The sequence below is a fragment of the Salinibacterium sp. GXW1014 genome (assembly GCF_044769865.1).
GTDB lineage: Bacteria > Actinomycetota > Actinomycetes > Actinomycetales > Microbacteriaceae > Homoserinimonas.
In genome coordinates, this window is the sequence record NZ_JBIZWA010000002.1 from 687421 (window position 1) to 705468 (window position 18048).

Below are 18048 nucleotides of genomic sequence, written 5' to 3' on the forward strand. Positions count from 1 at the left end.
GGGCTAGAGAGAGCTCGTGGTCACTGGCCGCTGCACCCGCGCGCACCCAGTCGTCGATCTCGCTGGCTTGGAACTTCCAGAGGCGTCCGACCTTGTGGGCGGGCATGGCCTTCTCGGCGATCCAGGTGTAGACGGTGTCCTTGGTAACCCCGAGGTGGGCGGCGATGTCGTCTGCTGACAGCCACGGTTCAGCCACGTTGATCCTCCCTCGCTCTATGGCCAGGCAGGCCAACACTCACGATGATACCGACGGAGGTAGGGCTTGAATGGGTTTTTCCGGGTGTGGCCGAACGAGGTGGATGCCGATGTGGTCGCGCCGCGCGGCCGATCAGCATGGGGCATGCGCCTTGACCCAGGCGGTCACTGATTCCTGCCAGCGGTCGGAGTCGTTGCCCCAGCAGAGTGTGTGCCGGCGTAGAAGACCCCAAGCCCGATGAGATCCGAGCGTGCGTCTCGGAGCACCTCTGAAAGCCGGATCGGCACAGCGTCGTCGTTGGTGCCGTCGGTGCCGATAACGCCCCTTTTTACGTCGTTGTCCATCGCGAGGCCGGTCCGTGTCGCTCGGGCAAGTGACCGATCGTCGGAAGTCACCTGAACCGTCAGCAGTCCCCTGGTATCGAGCCTCCATCTGGAGGCTGTCGTTGAACACAGACGGCGAGGCTGGACATCACAGGCCCCGATCGCAAGCATCGCGCCTCCTCGACGCGCAGCCACCCAGGACGCGATACGACCGCTCTGCGAAAGAACTATTCCATGGCGTCATATCGAAGAGTTACGAGAGACCGGAAGGTGATCGGTTCGGCTCTGGAGGCGCCACTACCGTCGGCTGTGGACGCGAGATCATCCTTGCCGAGGGGCAGGTACTCGTCCTTCTTTCCCGGAACCCAGTAGGTCAGATCCTGCTTAGCATTCTGATTTGCCTTCTCCCCGCTCTTACGGGCCTCCTTATCTCGTGCTTTCAAGCTCAAGAATGTCCCCTTGATCCAGGCTCGGGAACGCTTCTTTTGCGAGTCTTTGGGAGTAGCCAACAGAGCCCCCCATCCGGATTTCCCGCAAGCCTCAAGGAGATCAAGGAACTCGTGCCATCGAAGATGGTCGATTTCTGCGAGACCGCTTGACCACTTAGCACTTCCGCCAGCAATCGTCGCAATCTCGAAGGTCTTCTTCTTGTCCATCCCGCGCGCACCCCATGCCGCTAGCTCCGATGCGAGCCGAGTGCGAAGTTCATTTCCAGGTATTACCCAAGTCCAGCGTGCAAACCAATCGCCCCCCGCCTTGGATTCGTAGCCGATCGACGACTTTCCGCGTCCACCGAGCCACGCGAGCCCTGGATCGGTGATGTGTCCGTCGAAGGGGGGAATTGGGAAAACGTAGTAGTCAGGAATGCCCGCAGGATTGTGCGCAGAATCCCCATATTTCCAAAGCTGCCAAAGATTGATTTTCAACGAGTGGATACCTGAACTTGACTTCCAAGTCACCGTTTTCACTTCAATCCAGAACTGCTTGCCCGGCGTGGCAGGTAGGTCGGCAACCGATATGTCCTCACCCGAGACCGGCCACCACAGCGACGCCTTCGCTTTGTACCGGTAGTTCAGGTGAATGCTGAGCCAGTGCTCTAGCGTCTTTTCTGGCACTGAAACGGACATGATCCCCCTAACGAAATGGCCCGACCTACTGAGGGCAAGGCACTGTCGTCAGCCTATGGGGCACCGTGCGGCGCTCGATAGGGCTCGTCAGGAGGCTTCGAGGCGGAAGCCCGACGGAGGCGCCCATCGCGACTCGTTGCCAACGTCGCGAGTGAAGACGCCCAAGTAGCAGAGTGGAACGGCCGGGAGTTCCGCAGGGATTGTGGTTCCTGCTCTCAACGAGATCGCTCTTGGCATCAATGCCGCGACGCTCACCCCCTTAATGGTTCGCTTGGGATAGCACCAAGCAGCGCGATGCCAGGAATGAGGTCGCGTTTCAAAGCAGGGCAACCCAAATTTTGGAAGTTTAGACGCCTATGTCGCGTCGCTTTCGCCGCCGACGAGGCGCATCCGTCGGGACGAGCGACGGCAGTCGCCCGCGTTGGTCAGGTACCAGCTGATCGACGTCGAGAGCCGAAACCTCATCCCGTCACTATTCAAACTGGCCGCGGAAGTATGAAAGGACCAGCTCGGGCTTACCCCCGGCGAGGATCCATGCTTGCGGTGTCACTGCGTCGCCGTCCAGCCGCAGCTCTGGCTGCGGCGTTGTCATGTACCCGCGCACTACAGCAGGGTGAAGGCCTTCCGGTATCGCTGCCGCGATCTCCGCGAGTGCAGGGATCGTGCCATCAACGGTGAACTGCCAACACGCATACCGCCATCTGAATCCGTCGCGGAAGCCGTAAAGCGCTCCCTGTCGACGCCAGCGACGTACAGCCGAGAGCCTCAGCCCCAGCATCTTCGCCACCTGCCGCGACGAGAACGAGTCGTCGATGGTTTCTTGCCATGTCCGGTCGATCCTTGCTTGCAGAGTGCGAGGCAACTGTTCACGGGGAGCGCGGCGCCGAAGCTGGCGGGCGCTCACCGCATGCGTTCGATGCTCGTGATGAGGGTTGAGGCAGACCATAGCTCTTGCAGCTGCAGCGGTCCCTCGACGGCGGGAGTCATCGTCCAGTAGCCTCCTGATCCCACCGCACAGCGAACGATCGTCGCGAGTCGCCGAGGGGTGTCGTGGACCGTACTCACTGCTGTCGGACCGGGGTGCCGTGTCACTGTCATCCCGTCGAGGTCGAAGACGTAGTGACTTGAGAGTGTGGAGACTCTCCATACGCCGCCGAGTTCTACCGTGAGTTCCTCAATTGCCCCGGCATCCTGATTCTCTTTGCCTGTCATAGCTTCGACGGTACGGAGTCCTCGCTTCCCTCTGTGCGATTGGGGAGCTTCTTGTTGATGAGTCGGCGATAACCAATTCCTTGTCTCGACGGCATCGCGGCAGACCGACAGACCAGACCGGGTTGGGATCGCACACCCATGCCACGGTGAGACTCAGGATTCGAGGGCGCGGCGAACGCGAACGATTATCTCCCGCACGCTAGCGCTGCGCCCATCGCGGAGCCATTGACTTCCTGTGGCTCCGTCGAACACGGGCGTCGGTGTGAGTAGGAGCAAAGCCATGCCTGTTGGGTCGTCCGTGCCGTAGAGCTCGAACAACTCGGCAAGGCCTGGCAGGGGCCGGCCTTGTGAATCGAACTGACCTGAAGGAAGCGCGATTACTCCGTCGGCCAGTGTGATGCCGAGCAACAGGTGGTTCTCGACGTCTTGGCGAACGTCGGCTTCCAGCCGGCCCTGCCGCGCGGCGACGTCAGCCATGCGATAGAACGGTCCCAGGGCATTGAACCCGGTGACGCTGCCTGCATTGCTCATCTAAACGCCCCTGTCTTCGGTTCGCTGCGAGCCCCGTTGGCAGGGCCTACAGCGACTGGGCCCGCCTGTCGCAATGAAGCCGACTTTACGAGCGCGGAGCCCCGGGGAAGACGGATGCGGGCGGCCGTTGTCGCAGAGTCGGCAAACGTCGTTACTTTGTGTCCTCATTTCGGAGGACATAAGCGATGGATCCTGCGTGATTTGGGGTACAAGCCGCCCCCACAACTGGGCTGATTTTGCTCGTTTGACCTCCCCGCGCAATTCGCATACTTAGGCTCGACCCCGCCCGCTTCCACGGCTGCCACACCACACCCCCGCCCGCGCCGAGTGCGCCCAAGTCATTGGACATCTGAATGTCGGTTTCACCATCCACCGTCGCCGCGACGGGCGACCACTCCCATCTCGCTGCGGCCAATCCACGCCCCGACCGCTATGAGTGGTTGCTGCGCCGCCGCTTCTGCCTGGAGGCTGGCCGCCTCGACGCGCGCGAAAGCGATCTGCTCGACAGAACCGAGTCAGGCTGGGCCAGTGCAATCACAGAAAGTGACTGCGCGCATGCAAGACAGTCACGCAACCGCGCAACGCGTTCCGACTACACAGCGTGGTGGAATGCCACAGGCGAGTTCGGAGTGACGTTGACCTTCGAGCAAATCTGCGAGCGCGTAGAGGTCGACGCAGCGGAACGCTTGACCCACTATGACGACTGATGCGCTCCGAGTAGCCTCGCCCATCTGTCCTCGGGGAATGTCAGGGGGATCTCGCGATGGTACGACAAAGAGTGACCCCGACTACGTGGTGAAGAGCGCGTTGATGGTGTGCGCCGACAGGCGGGAACGAAAGTCCTCACAGTCCGTACAGGGGCACCGCTCCGCCAGTTGACCGTGCTGCTCCACCAAGTCAAGCGCCGCGCTCCCATTCAGGCGCAACCGTTCTCGAAAAAGCATGGTGCGTTCGTGTGTCTCACGAATCGTGAGTTGACCGGCCGCCGACCGTGCCGCTTCAGCTTCGGCGAACTCCTTGGTTCGGCGTTCTTCCTCTGCCCTCTGCTGTTCGGCGAACGCGAGCCTCAAACGGTGTGCTTCCTTGTCGCGACGGGATTGCTCCTCCGAGCGCTTCTTTCGAAGCCATTGTTCTCCGGCTGGGGAGGCAAGGAACGCCTTTCTCTCCTCTTTCTTCCTGGCTTCCTCCTGCTTCTCCCTGATTGATTGGGCGCCTTTCTGCAGTCGGCGTTCGACCTCGGCGATGTCTTTGCGCACCTTGGCTGCGTGGGTTGATCGCAACAGAGCGGTTGCAGGTCGAGGTGCGGCGGGAGTGGTCAGCGCTGATACGGCGTCCGCGTAGGTGTTGACCTCGTGTCCGGGGATGCACCAATGCGCCGGAAGCGGCCCGTCGCTGTCGTGAATATGCCGGAAGGTGGCGACCTTCTGGCCGACTTCGATTGCCCATGGGCCGATTTGATGCTCGCATGCCCCGCAGGCGGTTCCGGCGAGGTTGGCGACCTCAGGGAAGCCAGCCTCTGCCGCTGCAATCCGCGCCTGCGCAAGGTCTGCATCCATGCGGCTCGTGATGAGCTTTAGGCAGCGAGTGCAGGAGATGCGACGCTCCCTATCAATGGAGCACACATTGACGACGCCACATGCGATGCACGGAACGGCGAACCAACGGTGCACAGTCACTTGCGGGAAGGAGCTCGGAAATTTCCACCACGCTGTGCGCCGAAGAATCGCCTCGACAGCGTCCTCGATCGTCTGCTGGTCTTCCTCGCTGGTGCCGTGTGTGACGATGATGCCGTCGCTGCGCTTCTGGACCGGGATGAGTCCATGGCGAGCTACATCGTGCGGGTCCGCATGTCGGTAGAACCACACTGTTTCCATGCGTGCGTCCTTGTACCTGTCGGTACGGCCACGGAATTGTTCATCATCTTGCTTGGACCATTGCGCTTCGAAGGCAATACGCCTAGAGCCGTTGTAGACGAGGACATCTGCAATCCACGTCCGGTCCTCGTTGGGGAACTCTTCCTCCGCGGACCACCCTGCAGCCAAAGCGCCACGAATGATCGCCGACTTGATAGCGCGGTGCTCGTCAGTCTCGGGATTCGTGTGCGGGAAGTCGCATTCGGCGAGGCTTTGATGGTAGAAGTGCGGAAACCCCGCGCCCGAACGCCGAGGGATGGCACGTACCCCGCAACGAAACTGAAGCTGCGTTTCGCCTCTGAGCCCATCGAAATCAGCCTGGCTGAGCTCGGTGCTCACGAGCGCTTCGTTGCCCAAGAACGCGGTGATCGGCATGTCAACATCCTCACGATGAGCCGCTACGCCCGTAAGCCCACGTTCGAGGGATCTACCTCCGGCGTCTCCTCGTCCGTTGCCTAGAGGCGCGATTCCCCATGCGGCGCCGCCGGTTACCGGATGTTGCTGGCAGAACTTTTCACGGTTTCAGCCGGGCGGCCTACCGAGGCTTGGAGCTTGTCGGCGCGAAACATGGTCCATCCCGCGTTCTGATCAGCAGCACGAAAGAAGGTGTCGGATGGAGTGTGCGAAAAAATTCTTGCCGATTCATGGTGATTCTCGAATTGGCCGCGCTCATGGTCGACATGAACGATTACCGACTCACCGACAACCTCGCTTCCGACTTGACCACGCTCCGCACCGATTCCCCGCTCGCAGACAACAGCATCCCTGCAGGGGTGCCCGCCTCGTTCAGTACCGGGGAGTACTACCTGTCGTGCAGTCCACAGATTGTCGCGGAGGTCGAGCACTACCGATCTGCACAGAAGCAGTGGCCTAAGGTGCGTCACATCGTGCGTGATGCGGTCGCCCGCACCGCAGAGGCGCGGACGCTCTCGGCGAAAACCCTCATGCGCATCGTCGGGCCGTTCGCGCTATGGTGCGTCACAACGCGCAGGATCCAGCCCGACCCGCAACATCTCTTCACGCAGGAGACTATCGATGCCTACTGCCTCTCACTGACCCTTTCCGCCGGGACCGTTGCCTCCTACCGGTCGGCGCTGACCACCACCGCTCGGACAGTCAACGCCCTCGCCTACGCTCCGGCCCCGACCCCTCTGCCGAAACGAACCGTGCAGCCGCCTTACCGAGAGACTGAGTTGGACGAGTACCGGGCCTGGGCCGGCGCCCAGCGGACGGAACAGTTGAAGCAAAAGGCTCGGGTGATGATTGCGCTGATGGCTGGTGCGGGACTGAGTCCGATAGAGACGACGACGCTGCGCGTGGAGGACGTCGGTGTTGATGGGGACGGGGTGCTGCTGACGGTGCACGGTTCGAAGCCTCGTCAGGTGGCGGTCCTTCACGAGTGGGAGCAGTGGGTCATCGAGTCCGTCGCCGAGAGGGAGCCCAGCGACTTCGTGTGGGGCGCCGCGCAGCGACGGGTGCGTCCGAATCAGATCAGCGAGTTCATCCATGCCGCCACGGCCGGTGCGCCGGCGAGTCAGCGGTTGCGAGCAACGTGGATTGTGACGCATCTGGGTCTTGGCACTCCGTTGACGGTGCTGTTTCGTGCTGGCGGCATCGCCCAGCTCGACAACCTCGACCAGTACCTGGTCCACGTTCCGACACGCAGCGATCCTGAGTCGCGGACCCTGCTGCGGGGCCCTCGCCGGGTAGGTCTATTCGCGGCGTGATCGTCTAGGTCAGGGCCCTGTGATTCGTGCCACGTCTTGCTCTGCCCACTCGATCAAGAGACCGATTCTTCCCTCTAGCAGCAGGTCCCAACGCGTCCGCTCGTCGCCGATGTAGGCCTGGCCGGCGAACCAGGCAATCCGGGTTGCGTTGCCCCCGTATCCGCGTGACAGTACGGCCAGTACGTCTGACAACCCGGGCGCAGCTCGCCCGTCTCGGAATTGCGCGGCCGGGTAGTAGACGTTTCCGTCGTTGAACTCCGCCCCCAGCACTTGATCGGTTTCTCGCCATCCCCGCAGGGTGTCCGCTGAGATCTGGCAGTAATCCATCACGGCTTGTGCACTTACCCACCGGCCGAGCGTCGCGAAGTAGCGGACCGTTTCCTCACTGCCTTCATACTTCGGGGACTTGGCAGACGGACCTGACGGAGGGTGGCGACCGGGGATCATCGTCAGTCCTCCCCTACTGGCGTGCGGTGTTCGTCGCGGAGGGAGAAGAACTTTAGCTGCAGAGTGTCCACATCCAGGACCGCTTGGCTGACCGTCGCATGTCCGTTCATGTTGAGGATCACGATCCTCGACGTGAAGTCGCCGGCATCGTCGTGGAACTCGACGGTCTCATCAACGTGAAGATGGTAGTGTCCGCCGAGGTATAGCTTGGGCCGCACTTGCATGAAGCCGCGATGGAACATCCGCCGCCCCATAGCCGAATGGGCCAGGCCACTCGTCGGCCACCAATGGTTGGTGGCGGTCAGATGTGCCTCCAGAGTCGGGACCCCGATAGGGGCATCATGTCCGACGAGTACGCAGGCGTGCTCGTGGCCAAGGACCTCCAGGTCGTGGTCGGTGATGGTCTCCTCCTCCCACCACGACTGCCCTTCCACCCGGTTGCCGACGTCAACTGAGGCGGCCCCGCCCAACGCGGCAAGGGTCTTCCCGGAGCTGAGGACCGTGCGGTAGCCGCGCGGGATGTGGGCGATGTTGGGCCGCAGCCACCGCAACCCATCGGCGCTGACCGGATGCCGGTACAACCTCGCGAAGTCCTCGTGATTCCCGTCAACAAAGAACAGGCTCTGCTGCCGGGCGGCAAGGCGCCGACTGAGCTTGCTCAGATCCACACCCCAGTTGCCGCGCGGCCAGATAAAGCCAAAATCCCCCAAAATCAAAAGCACACGCACACCGCGCTCGTGCATTCGGGCGGAAACGGCGAGTACATGTTCCATGTCGCCATGGGTGTCGCCGAGAACCCCCAAGCGTCTCGCAGTGGCCAACGTCTCTAGGGGACGGAGCACGTCAGTCATTCACTCAGCCCCATACCCGGAGGTGGGACTCGCTCGAAGACACCACCGGGTCGACCCACGAGGGGTGAGCGCGACACCCATCAGGTGCGGATCGATCTGCAGCAGCATGGGCAGGCACCGTTTCGATGACTCTCTCCTCAAGTTGATGCCGCACAACAGCGGAAACAATAGCGGTCTGACGCTATAGCTCGGGTCAATCTGCTGAGAGGGATAGCGCTGCTGCTGTCGATGAGTCGGTGTGTTTGTGCACGATCCGCGCCTGCGCAGCCCCCGGTCGCCGTTTCGGAACGCAGATCACGGGGTGGACGCTGGCGATGAGCGGACGAGTTCAGGTGGTCCTGCTCATCTCTATAAGTGCGTCGAGCTGCGCTGCCCGTGGTGGAGGAAGCAGATGCCGGCGCCGAAGGTCGAGTTGCCGACCGAGCCAGCGCGCCAGAGCGAACTGGCCGGCATCGCTTGCATCGAGGATCGGGAGGGTGCCAGTCGCGACGAGGTGCCGGCGGCATGCAGCGAGATTGCTGTTCCAGGCGGCGGTCTGGGGATCCCATTCGAATGCCGGCGATACGTCCAGTCGCACAGTTTGGTAAATACAAAGGCCCGCTCGATTCCGGCGCTGGTAGCGGGCCCACTCGCCGAGACGCCGCTCCTCGTCCGGAAGGGAACTTCGGTCTCGGGTATTCTCGCGGGCTGCCTTGCCTCGCTCAACCCAGAACGATTCATAGGAGTGGAGCTGACTGATCCATCGGCGCTGCCTGGCCGGAACGCGGACGACGCTGTTCCTCGTGATGCGATCTTCGGCGGCTTCGAATAGGGCCGATCGCGGGTCAGTGTCGGCTACTGCGCCCCAGAGGGTGCTGGCATGGAGGTAGAGCGTTCGCGAAGTGGTGCGCATGGGACTGAGGTGCCTCTCTGCACCACCCGGTGTGATGCAGAAGGTCTGTGCGCGGCACGACGCCTCCCGTGTGCGCTACTCAGTTGGAGTGTCAATGACTCGGCGGTTATTTCAGCCATCTGGTTCCTACGGTGAGAGCTAGGCCCGAGACGCGGTGCCCAGTTGAGGACGCCATGACAAAACCACCGACCGCTTACGTGCCGATTTTGGCGCTGCCCTACTGGGACACCATCGGCCCCTTCGTAGACGCGGTCGTCGCTGATTGCCTCCCCCATACCCAGCGACGCGACCGGGACCTGTACGCGGCGGCGGTTCCGATGGTGTTGTGGTGCTGGCGGGCCCGGGGCACCCCTCTGGAGCGGGCACGCATTTTTCGGACCACCATGATTGACCAGTTCATCCACCTCGGCATGCCAGGTGCCGCCCGCGGCAGTCAGGCAACGTTGCGGGCAACCCTGTGGCGTATCGCCGAGATACTCAACCCGGACCAAGCAGACGCACCGCACCGACCGATTGCCAGGTCCGCTCCGACTCGCCCCTACAGTGCGACCGAGATAGCTGACCTCGTATCCTGGGCGAGTACCCAGGCCACACCCGGGCGCCGCCGAGACGCCCGCACCATGCTCGCCCTGGGCCTCGGCGCCGGCCTCGCAGCCCGTGAACTCCTCGACGTGCAGACCACCGACGTGGTCATCGACACCACGGGAGATGTTCCGACCGCCCGGATCGTGGTGTGGCAGAACCGCACCCGGGTCATCCCTGTGACTCCCGACTGGGTGGCACCGCTGCGACAGACCCTGCTGGAGGTTCCGGCCGGTAGCTGGCTGTTCCGCCCCGGGAGGCAAACGGCCACGCCGGGACAGATCACCGACTTCCTCACCCGATCACGTAGTCCCTTGGACGTGCGGCCTGTGCGGATGCGTGCAACCTGGCTGATCCAACACCTGGCCGAAGGAACACCGGCCGAGGAAGTCCTTCGCATCTCGGGACTGAAGAACTTCGCCGCCCTGGACCGATTCGCGCCAATGATCCCGAAACGGGATCCTTGAGAAAAAACTTTGGCCAGATGAATACGCTTCTGACCGGGGATTATTGCGTGCCCGCGCAATCTCCCGGAAAAAAGATCTCGAAACAGCGAAGAAATCAGTTCGTGCCGCATCCATACGGGGTGTGGAAAACAACCGACTCATTAACAAGACCACTGCTCGCGCTGCCACCGAGGCCGCCCTCATGCTGGCAGACCCCCATCTCCCGACCGTGTGCGCCCGAATCATCGCCGGCTACACACCCAACCCACAAACGGCGATCTGGATACAGGTCCGCCAGTTCACCATCGACTGCACGATCACCATGTCACCGCGCACCCACGCAAATGCGCGCCGCTTGATGACCATGATTGGACTGTTCAGCGCGTGGGTCGTTACCGCCACCGGCTGCCCGGTGGAGCCTGCGCGAATCTTCACCCAGGCGCACCTCAACCGATACCTCAACGTCGGGCTTGCCCAGCATTCCGCGAGCTACCGATTTGATGTGTCGCGGATCATCGCGCGAGTGGCGGTGACAGTTGCTGGTGTTCTTCTCGAAAAGCTGCCGACTCCTCGCCAAGCCGAAGCGGTCACTCCCCACTCAGCAGACGAGGTCGCCCGATTGCGCTCGTGGTCGGATACCTTGTCGACGCCACTGAAACGGCAGAACGCGCGGGCGCTGCTGGCCTTGGCTGCCGGAGCGGGGCTGACCGCGCAACAGATCATGGACGCACAGGTCAGTGACGTCGACCTCACCAATGGTCGCGCGTTCGTGACCCTTCGCGAACCCATCGAACGTCGAGTACCTGTGCGCGCATCGTGGGTGCAACCTCTGAGCCGTGCGATCGGCGCTCGAACCGCAGGCGACGTGTTCCACGCCTATCGACTAGACGAGTATCCGCCCCACCAGTTGCAGCAGTTCCTCACCAAAAACCGAGGAGAGCTACGACCATCTGTTGCTCGACTGCGCTCAGGGTGGATCGTCTCCCTCATCAACGCGAACCTGCCCATCGACGTGCTTCTGGAGGTCACCGGATTCACGACACCAGCCAGCCTCTCCCCCTACCTTCGGCACACCCAAGCCCGTAGCACCACCGACTGGCTCGCCCACATCACCGGCGAGGTCAACGCATGATCAGCACAGTTGACGACCACGGCGACGACCGTTTCGGCGGGTTCACCGAGGTCGAAGTCGACCAGCGCGGTCGACTGGAAACAGAGATCAGTCACGCAGACGTCGTTCGCGCCGCGACCAGGATCATGAAGTCCGGCGTCCTGACGCTGCTCGAAGACTGGGATCAGATCGACAATCCAGTGCCCGGACGCGGCGGCCGGCCACCGGTCATCCCCCGCGGCGCGATCCTGGTTGGAATGCTCCTCCTCGCTTCGGAGAAGAACTCCCTGTGGATCCGCAACCTCAACCGTGTTCTCTATCGCCGTCTCACTCAAGAATCGCGCGATTACCTCGGACTGCCCACTCCGGTTGCATCATTCGGCATTGCATCCGGCGAAGAGACACGGTGGGAGAAGAACGTTGGCAACTCGTTCCACCGAATCCTGCGGCTCATGGACCCGTATCCAATGAAGCGATACGTAAATCTCGCCTACGGCCAAATCAGAGACGTTCTGGCGGCCCACGACAAGCACCGCGAACAGATCGCACGAGCACGCCTGAACGAGTTCACCAATGCCCTGCTGCACATGACATACCGCGAGCAGCCACGTCACATACGCAGGGTCAGCAACCAGCTCGACATTTCCTTCGACCAGACCGTCATCCGCTCCGCAAGCCTAGCCAAGCAATACGCACCGAAGCGTTTGGAGGCACTCATCGCCGCGGAGGTCGCGGCGATTGCTAGCGGCGACATCGACGAAATCCAGCGACTCTCGAAAACCAGCACTGTCGACCCGTTCGCCGGATTCCATGCCAAGAGTGAAGACAACCGCTCTGACCTCGCTCCCGGCAGCAGAGACTCCACGTCGCCCGTGAAGCGCGGCGGTAAGGACACGGAGTACATCTGGGGATGGGAGGTGAACATCGCTGTCCGGGTGGACTCGGAGGCGCCCGGAGCCAGGCGGTTTCCGCAACTCGCCGTGGCAGCCACCCTCAGCATGCCTAACGTCGGCGTCTCCGAAGAAGCCGTCGAACTCATGCGCATTGCGGCACAGATCGGACTCACTCCAGGTCTCGCCGACGCCGACAAACAGTACTGGGCCAACGCGCTACCGTCCCGGCTGCACCTTCCCGCACGGGCGTTGGGCTGGACCCCGTCAACCGACTACAGAATCGACCGACTTGGCCCCCAGGGGAAGGACGGCGAGCTCGGGACGAAGGACGGCGTCATATTCATCGAAGGTCTCCGCTTGTGCCCCGGCACGCCGAAAGCGCTGCAGATGGCCTCGGTTGACCATGAGAAGAAACAGAATGGCGTCGATGACGAGGTCTATAAGGTCCGAATCGAGAATCGGCGCGCGTTCCAGGTCCGAGCCAAAGAGCGCCCCGATGCCAAGGGACGCCAACCCGTCAGTTGCCCCGCCCGAAGCAACAGCCCGACCGTCAGCTGCCCCATCTTCGAACTCCTGATGGAACGTGAGGGTAAGGCTCTTCCCGCAGTCGCGGAGAAGGAGCGCATCCGCGTTGACGAAGCGGATGCTCCTGACATGAATTTCCTCCCCAAGATCTGCCGCCAGCACTCCGTGACACTGCAGCAGGAGGACGACATTCGAACCAGCCAAGGTTTCCAGTACAAGAGCGAGGAATGGCATGAGTTCCACGAGCACGCTCGGAACAGCATCGAAGGTCTCAACGGCAACAGCAAGGATGACGGCCAGGAGAGCATCGATAGTCCCTCGCGGCGTCGGGTCCGCGGATTCGCAGCCGCCGGCTTCTTCATGGCGTTCCTGCTCACCGTCTACAACCTGCGCGCCGTTGCCACCTTCCTAAAAGAAGAAGCCATCGCAGCGCTGAAAGACCAACCGAGCGACCCCGGCGAGAAGAAGCAGCGCCGCCGCGACCGTGTGAGCATCAACCGCTACACGGGAACTCTCCCGAGCGATCCGGTCATCCTTCTTTACCACCAAGGCAAATTGGCGTCGCCGCTCAGAACCTAGGCAACCCCGCCCACAGTTTCCGCCCCCACACCCCGCATTCAGATCAATACGACGCGCCCGAAAACGGGCGCGTTTCGCCATTTAACGCCCAGAGCATCGGGAATCGGCTGGCCGAGCGCATTCAACCCGTTTCAACCCCTCCGAAAACGACGAAATCCCTCCCGGCATCTGCCGAAAGGGATTTCGCTTTGAGTATTTGGGACGGTTTTTGGTTCGACCCATTGGTCGGGCTGACAGGATTTGAACCTGCGACCCCTTGACCCCCAGTCAAGTGCGCTACCAAGCTGCGCCACAGCCCGTGGCTTGCTGCTGCGGCTTCCGATCTCTCGGCGGCTGAAGCAACCGGACAAGCTTATCGTGTTTCTGGCGCGCATCCGAACACGACGCTTTCGACCGTCGCGCCCCGCTCATGTGAGCAGACGGGGTACAAACTCGAGAGTCTCTTGTACCCCGGTTCCGCTGCGGAATGCCCCTTATTTCCCCCCGCACTGGGGGATCTTGTACCCCCAATTTGTCCCCCCAACGTGATTCACTGGGAAGACGAGCAAGGCGAAGGGAAACCCGAAATGTCCCACCCGAATTCCGCCGCCCGCACCTCCGAAACGACTTCGGACCTCCGGCGGCGCATCATCGACGCAGGCATCGAGCTGTTCGACACCCGGGGTTTCGTGAACGCCACGCTCGAAGAGGTCTGCTCCGAGACCGGGATCAATTGCGACACGCTCAAGGCGGAGTTCCCCACGATCTACGACCTCTTCCGCGAGTGCATGCTCACGAGTGCCCGCGAGCTGCGAGCCGCCACTGACATCGGCGTGAACGTGCCCAGCGACACGCGCCAGGCACGCACCCTCCTCGTCTCCATGCTCGAGTCACTCGCCGCCGCCCACGTCGCCCGCCGCACCCGCGCCGGCTTCGTCCGCGGCGACTACCGCTACCTCACCGCGGAAGACCAGGCTGAGCTCCGCGCCACCCACGCCACCGTCAACGAGCGCATCGCCGCCCTGCTGCATCGCGTGCGTCCCGACCTCAACAGCGGCGACGTCGAACTCCTCTCCCTCGCCGCCGCGAGCACGCTTGCGACCGCGGGGGCAGCGCCGACCGTGTTGCCCAGCCCCAAGTTGCAGACGATCCTCGTCGTGTCGGCCATGCGTCTTCTCGAGAGTCAGTCGGCCCTCACCGCCCGCACCGGCGAGTTCCGCCAGCGCATGACCCCGCCGTGGATGGCCGACAAGAGCAAGGCGGGCCGCGTGATCGCTGCCACCATCAACCTCGTCTACGAGAAGGGCTTCTCCGCGGTCACCATGAAGGACATCGCCCGGGAGACCGGGTTCCCGAAGTGGGCGATCGAGCGGAAGGTCAAGAACACCGCCGACCTCCTCACCGCCGCCTTCGCGACGGGCGGCGCCATCATGCGGGATGCCATGGGCACCGCGGCGGCGGCGGCCGGACGCCTCCCCCGCGACATCCTGCTCGCGCTCAGCCACAAGTTCGTCGAGCACTATTTCACCGACCCCAAGCTCATGACGGTGTTCATCCTCGACGGGCACCACCTCCCGGCCCAGTACGCAGAGCGGGCTGAGCAGCTGCACGAGGAGTTCATGGACGGCTGGCTGGAGAACGTCAAGGCCATCCGCCCGGAGCTCGCCGACGCCGAAGCCCGCTTCCTCGTGTACGCGGCCCTCAATATCGTCGAGGACGTCGGCATCCACGTGAACTGGGAGTACGACCACGAGGCCATGGCAAAGACCGAGCGTCTCGTCCTCGCCACCCTCATCGGCGGCCGCTGAAGCGCGCCCACGCGCAGCAAAGGAGCAACGGATGCACAACGACACGTCGAACCCGGGCGCCGCCATGACCGCCACCGATGCAGACCCCCGCACCCGTCTGCGCTTGGTCGCCGCCGGCGTGTTCGCCAAACGCGGCTACAACGACGCCAGCGTCGAAGAGGTGTGCTCTGAAGCGGGCGTGGACGCCGAGACCTTCTCCGCCCACTACGAGGACAAGTACGCGCTCTTCAAGGACGTCGTGCTCGCGAACGCGCGGGAGATGGTGCGCGCAACCGACGGCATCGAGACGAATGACCCGCGGCAGGCCCGCAGCGTCATCACCCGCATCATCGAGAACGCCACCCGGGTCGCCATCGCCACTCGCGCGACCGGCGGCTTCTACCGTTCCGAGCACCGCTACCTTCGCCGCGAAGACGCCCGCGAGCTCAGCGGAATCATCGGCGAACTGCACCGCCGAGTGCGGCAACCGCTCATGCTCCACCGCCCGAAGCTCACCGAGGACGACGCAACCCTCATGGCCGCGGCCGCCTTCAGTGTCATCGCGAGCATCACGATCCACGCCACGAGCCTGCCCGCACCCAAGGTGCAGACGCTCCTCACGGTCACCGCCATGAGGATGCTCGACAGCGAGCCTTCCCCCGCGCAGGTGCACATGGACCAGCCGGCGACCCGGCCCGCCTGGCATGACGACACCAGCAGGGATGGGCAGCTCCTCAAGGCCGCCGTCGACCTGTGCTTCCAGCGCGGGTACCACGCCGTCACGATCGACGAGGTCGCCACGGCAGCGGGTGTCGATGTCGAGTGGGCACGGCAGCATACGTCCCTCTCCGACATCCTCACGCGCGGATGCCTCAGCGGCCACAAGGCGCTCGAGATCGATCTGAACTATGCGCTGGAGAGCTCCGTCAGCGCGCGCGACACCCTCCTGGGCCTGTGCCGCGCCTACGTGCGCCACTACATGGTCGACTACAAGCTCATGACCGTCTACCTCGCCGATGCCCGCAACTTCGACGACGGCAACCACGGCACGATGCTCGCGTTGCAGGACTACTCGGTCAACCTCTGCACGAAGGCCATGCAGGATGCCCGGCCAGAGCTGTCGCACACGGAGGCGACCTTCCTGGTCTTCGCCGCCATGAGCCTCGTGAGTGACCTTGCCCGCATGCTCCGGTGGAAGAACGACGATGCGACCACGAGCCGCATCGAGAAGTTCGCGTGCATGGTCATGGCGTTGATCAGGTGACCGACACCTCGACACTCGTGCGCTCTGCGGCCGCACGGGTCTTCGCCGCCCAGGGCTACCTCCGCACCACGCTGCACGACATCGCCGCGGCGGCCGGCCTATCGAGCGACAACGTCGAACGGCACTCTCCCGAGAAGTACACGCTCTTCGCGCAATCGGTGCTCGGCGCCGCGCGAACCCTCCTGCAGGCCAGCGACCACCTCGTCGCTGACGTGCACGACTCACGCCAAGCGCGCGCCCAGCTGGCCGCGGTCATCGAGGCGTCCGCGAGGGCGACGATAGCGCAGCGCAACGCGAGCGGCTTCTACCGTTCCGAGGTGCGCCACCTGCTGCCGGATGACCGTGCCGAGAACGCGGCGATGGTCGAGGAGGTGCAGGCACGCATCCGCCGCCCCCTGGCCGTCATGCGACCCGATCTGGAGCCCGCCGAGATCGCGCTGCTCGCCGCCGCATCCCAGAGCGCGGTCGCGAGCATCACGATCCACCCCACCGACATGCCGGAGCAGAAGATCCTGACGCTGTTGACCACGGCGGCCATGCGGGTGCTCGACAGCTCCCCCGTGCGGCCGAGCGAGATCGCCCCCGCCCGCGAGGTGCACCTGCCGTGGCGGCACGACGACTCCCCGCGCAGCCGCATCCAGCGCACCGCCCTGAGCCTCTTTGCCAGGGACGGCTTCTGTGCTGTCGCCCCCGACGACGTCGCCGCGGCATCCGGCGTCTCGGTCGACGTGATCGCGAGCGAGTTCGGCGACCTCTCAGGCCTGCTTCTGGATGCGTGCTGTGTGGGTCACGCCGAACTGCAGCGCATCGATGATGACGTGCTCGCCACGGCAGAGACTCCTCGGGATGCCCTCGTCGGCTTCTCCTGCAACTACGTGCACTACTCCTTCGATGAACCGGACGGCATGACGGCCTTCCTCAACGACGGCCGCCGCATGCCAGGCGAGCAGAAGCTGGAGTTCCTGAGGATGCAGGCCTTCACGGTCGGCCACTGGGTGCGGTCCCTGCTCGGCATCCGGCCGGAGCTCTCCCTGCCCGAGGCACAGTTCCTCGTGTTCGCGGGCATGTGCATCGTCAACGATCTCGGGCGCAAGCTCGGCTGGCAGCGCGACGAGCTCACCGAGACCCGCGTGCAGCGCGTCGTGCTCGCCGCCATGGCGACCATCCGCGCCTGCTGAGCTACCGCGTCAGAGCCGGCGCATGAGGGCGGGCCACGCCTCAGCGAAGAGCGGATGCAACGGCAACGACTCGACCGCATCGAGCCGCACCCAGCGCAGGTCGAGGCTCTCGGGGTCGGCGATCCTCGGGTCGAAGGCGCGCGTCACGGTCACCGCGACGGTCGTGTACGACCAGAAGCCGAGGTCGAGGATCTCCTCGAAGAGGGGCACGAGCGCGTCGCCCGGCACAGCCGCTTCCTCGGCGGCCTCGCGCGTGGCAGCGTCGTAGGCCGACTCCCCCTCGTGCCGTGCGCCACCGGGAAGGCCCCACGTTCCTCCGAAGTGACTCCAAATCGCGCGGTGCTGCAGCAGCACGCCGCGCTGGGGGTCGTGGGCGAGCAGGCCAGCGGCACCGTAGAGCCCCCAGAACCGCGCGCCGTCAGCGCCCTCCACCCAGCCGTCGCCCGAGGTCCTGGGGCGGTAGGGCGGTTTGTGCGTCACTGTTC

15 protein-coding genes, 1 tRNA gene and 1 pseudogene are annotated in these 18048 nt (G+C 63.6%); 9 read left to right on the forward strand and 8 right to left on the reverse strand.

The window, feature by feature from the left end; all coding sequences use genetic code 11:
- Window positions 1–19: 19 nt before the first annotated feature.
- The 4 genes and pseudogenes from ACIQK7_RS13030 to ACIQK7_RS13045 form a co-directional block, all read right to left on the reverse strand.
- A pseudogene (locus ACIQK7_RS13030) lies at window positions 20–196 on the reverse strand (helix-turn-helix domain-containing protein); the annotation flags it as partial.
- A gap of 550 nt (window positions 197–746) precedes the next feature.
- Window positions 747–1646, reverse strand: a complete 900-nt coding sequence (locus ACIQK7_RS13035; RefSeq protein WP_403025594.1) for a hypothetical protein — start codon at window positions 1644–1646, stop codon at window positions 747–749.
- Window positions 1647–2546: 900 nt separating this feature from the next.
- On the reverse strand, window positions 2547–2858 hold the full coding sequence (locus ACIQK7_RS13040; protein ID WP_403025597.1) for a hypothetical protein: 312 nt from the start codon (window positions 2856–2858) through the stop codon (window positions 2547–2549).
- 153 nt (window positions 2859–3011) lie between these two features.
- The gene (locus tag ACIQK7_RS13045; RefSeq protein WP_403025600.1) at window positions 3012–3389 is read right to left on the reverse strand and encodes a hypothetical protein; all 378 of its coding nucleotides are present in this window, start codon (window positions 3387–3389) and stop codon (window positions 3012–3014) included.
- 353 nt (window positions 3390–3742) lie between these two features.
- Between ACIQK7_RS13045 and ACIQK7_RS13050 the strand changes: the two genes are divergently transcribed.
- Entirely contained in the window at window positions 3743–4096 is a 354-nt protein-coding gene (locus ACIQK7_RS13050; protein WP_403025601.1) for a hypothetical protein, read from the forward strand.
- An 81-nt stretch (window positions 4097–4177) separates the two neighbouring features.
- Here the strand turns inward: ACIQK7_RS13050 and ACIQK7_RS13055 are convergent, their stop codons facing one another.
- Window positions 4178–5677, reverse strand: a complete 1500-nt coding sequence (locus ACIQK7_RS13055; protein ID WP_403025603.1) for a competence protein CoiA family protein — start codon at window positions 5675–5677, stop codon at window positions 4178–4180.
- Window positions 5678–5946: 269 nt separating this feature from the next.
- On the opposite strand from ACIQK7_RS13055, the gene ACIQK7_RS13060 reads away from it, so the two are divergent.
- A complete protein-coding gene (locus ACIQK7_RS13060) occupies window positions 5947–7029 on the forward strand; it encodes a hypothetical protein (RefSeq protein WP_403025605.1) in 1083 nt (360 codons plus the stop codon).
- 449 nt (window positions 7030–7478) lie between these two features.
- On the opposite strand, the gene ACIQK7_RS13065 is transcribed toward ACIQK7_RS13060, so the two are convergent.
- A complete protein-coding gene (locus tag ACIQK7_RS13065; RefSeq protein WP_403025607.1) occupies window positions 7479–8327 on the reverse strand; it encodes a hypothetical protein in 849 nt (282 codons plus the stop codon).
- A 391-nt stretch (window positions 8328–8718) separates the two neighbouring features.
- Between ACIQK7_RS13065 and ACIQK7_RS13070 the strand changes: the two genes are divergently transcribed.
- The 4 genes from ACIQK7_RS13070 to ACIQK7_RS13085 all read left to right on the forward strand — a co-directional run bounded on the left by ACIQK7_RS13070 (window position 8719) and on the right by ACIQK7_RS13085 (window position 13355).
- Window positions 8719–9138 (forward strand): hypothetical protein, encoded by a 420-nt coding sequence (locus ACIQK7_RS13070; protein WP_403025610.1) that lies wholly within the window; start codon window positions 8719–8721, stop codon window positions 9136–9138.
- 254 nt (window positions 9139–9392) lie between these two features.
- The gene (locus ACIQK7_RS13075) at window positions 9393–10268 is read left to right on the forward strand and encodes a hypothetical protein (RefSeq protein WP_403025613.1); all 876 of its coding nucleotides are present in this window, start codon (window positions 9393–9395) and stop codon (window positions 10266–10268) included.
- Window positions 10269–10449: 181 nt separating this feature from the next.
- Complete coding sequence (locus tag ACIQK7_RS13080; RefSeq protein WP_403025616.1) at window positions 10450–11379, forward strand: hypothetical protein; 930 nt, start codon at window positions 10450–10452, stop codon at window positions 11377–11379.
- Complete coding sequence (locus tag ACIQK7_RS13085) at window positions 11376–13355, forward strand: hypothetical protein (RefSeq protein WP_403025619.1); 1980 nt, start codon at window positions 11376–11378, stop codon at window positions 13353–13355. The genes ACIQK7_RS13080 and ACIQK7_RS13085 overlap by 4 nt, the downstream gene beginning before the upstream one ends.
- A gap of 222 nt (window positions 13356–13577) precedes the next feature.
- Here the strand turns inward: ACIQK7_RS13085 and ACIQK7_RS13090 are convergent.
- A tRNA-Pro gene (locus tag ACIQK7_RS13090) sits at window positions 13578–13654 on the reverse strand.
- 267 nt (window positions 13655–13921) lie between these two features.
- Between ACIQK7_RS13090 and ACIQK7_RS13095 the strand changes: the two genes are divergently transcribed.
- From ACIQK7_RS13095 to ACIQK7_RS13105, 3 genes are read left to right on the forward strand one after another with little or no spacing between them, the layout of a single operon-like run.
- A complete protein-coding gene (locus ACIQK7_RS13095; protein ID WP_403025621.1) occupies window positions 13922–15142 on the forward strand; it encodes a TetR/AcrR family transcriptional regulator in 1221 nt (406 codons plus the stop codon).
- A 31-nt stretch (window positions 15143–15173) separates the two neighbouring features.
- Window positions 15174–16385 (forward strand): TetR/AcrR family transcriptional regulator, encoded by a 1212-nt coding sequence (locus tag ACIQK7_RS13100; RefSeq protein ID WP_403025624.1) that lies wholly within the window; start codon window positions 15174–15176, stop codon window positions 16383–16385.
- Complete coding sequence (locus ACIQK7_RS13105; RefSeq protein WP_403025626.1) at window positions 16382–17563, forward strand: TetR/AcrR family transcriptional regulator; 1182 nt, start codon at window positions 16382–16384, stop codon at window positions 17561–17563. Before ACIQK7_RS13100 ends, ACIQK7_RS13105 begins: the two co-directional genes overlap by 4 nt.
- Before the next feature lie 9 nt (window positions 17564–17572).
- Here the strand turns inward: ACIQK7_RS13105 and ACIQK7_RS13110 are convergent, their stop codons facing one another.
- Complete coding sequence (locus ACIQK7_RS13110) at window positions 17573–18043, reverse strand: NUDIX domain-containing protein (protein ID WP_403025628.1); 471 nt, start codon at window positions 18041–18043, stop codon at window positions 17573–17575.
- Window positions 18044–18048: the final 5 nt, after the last annotated feature.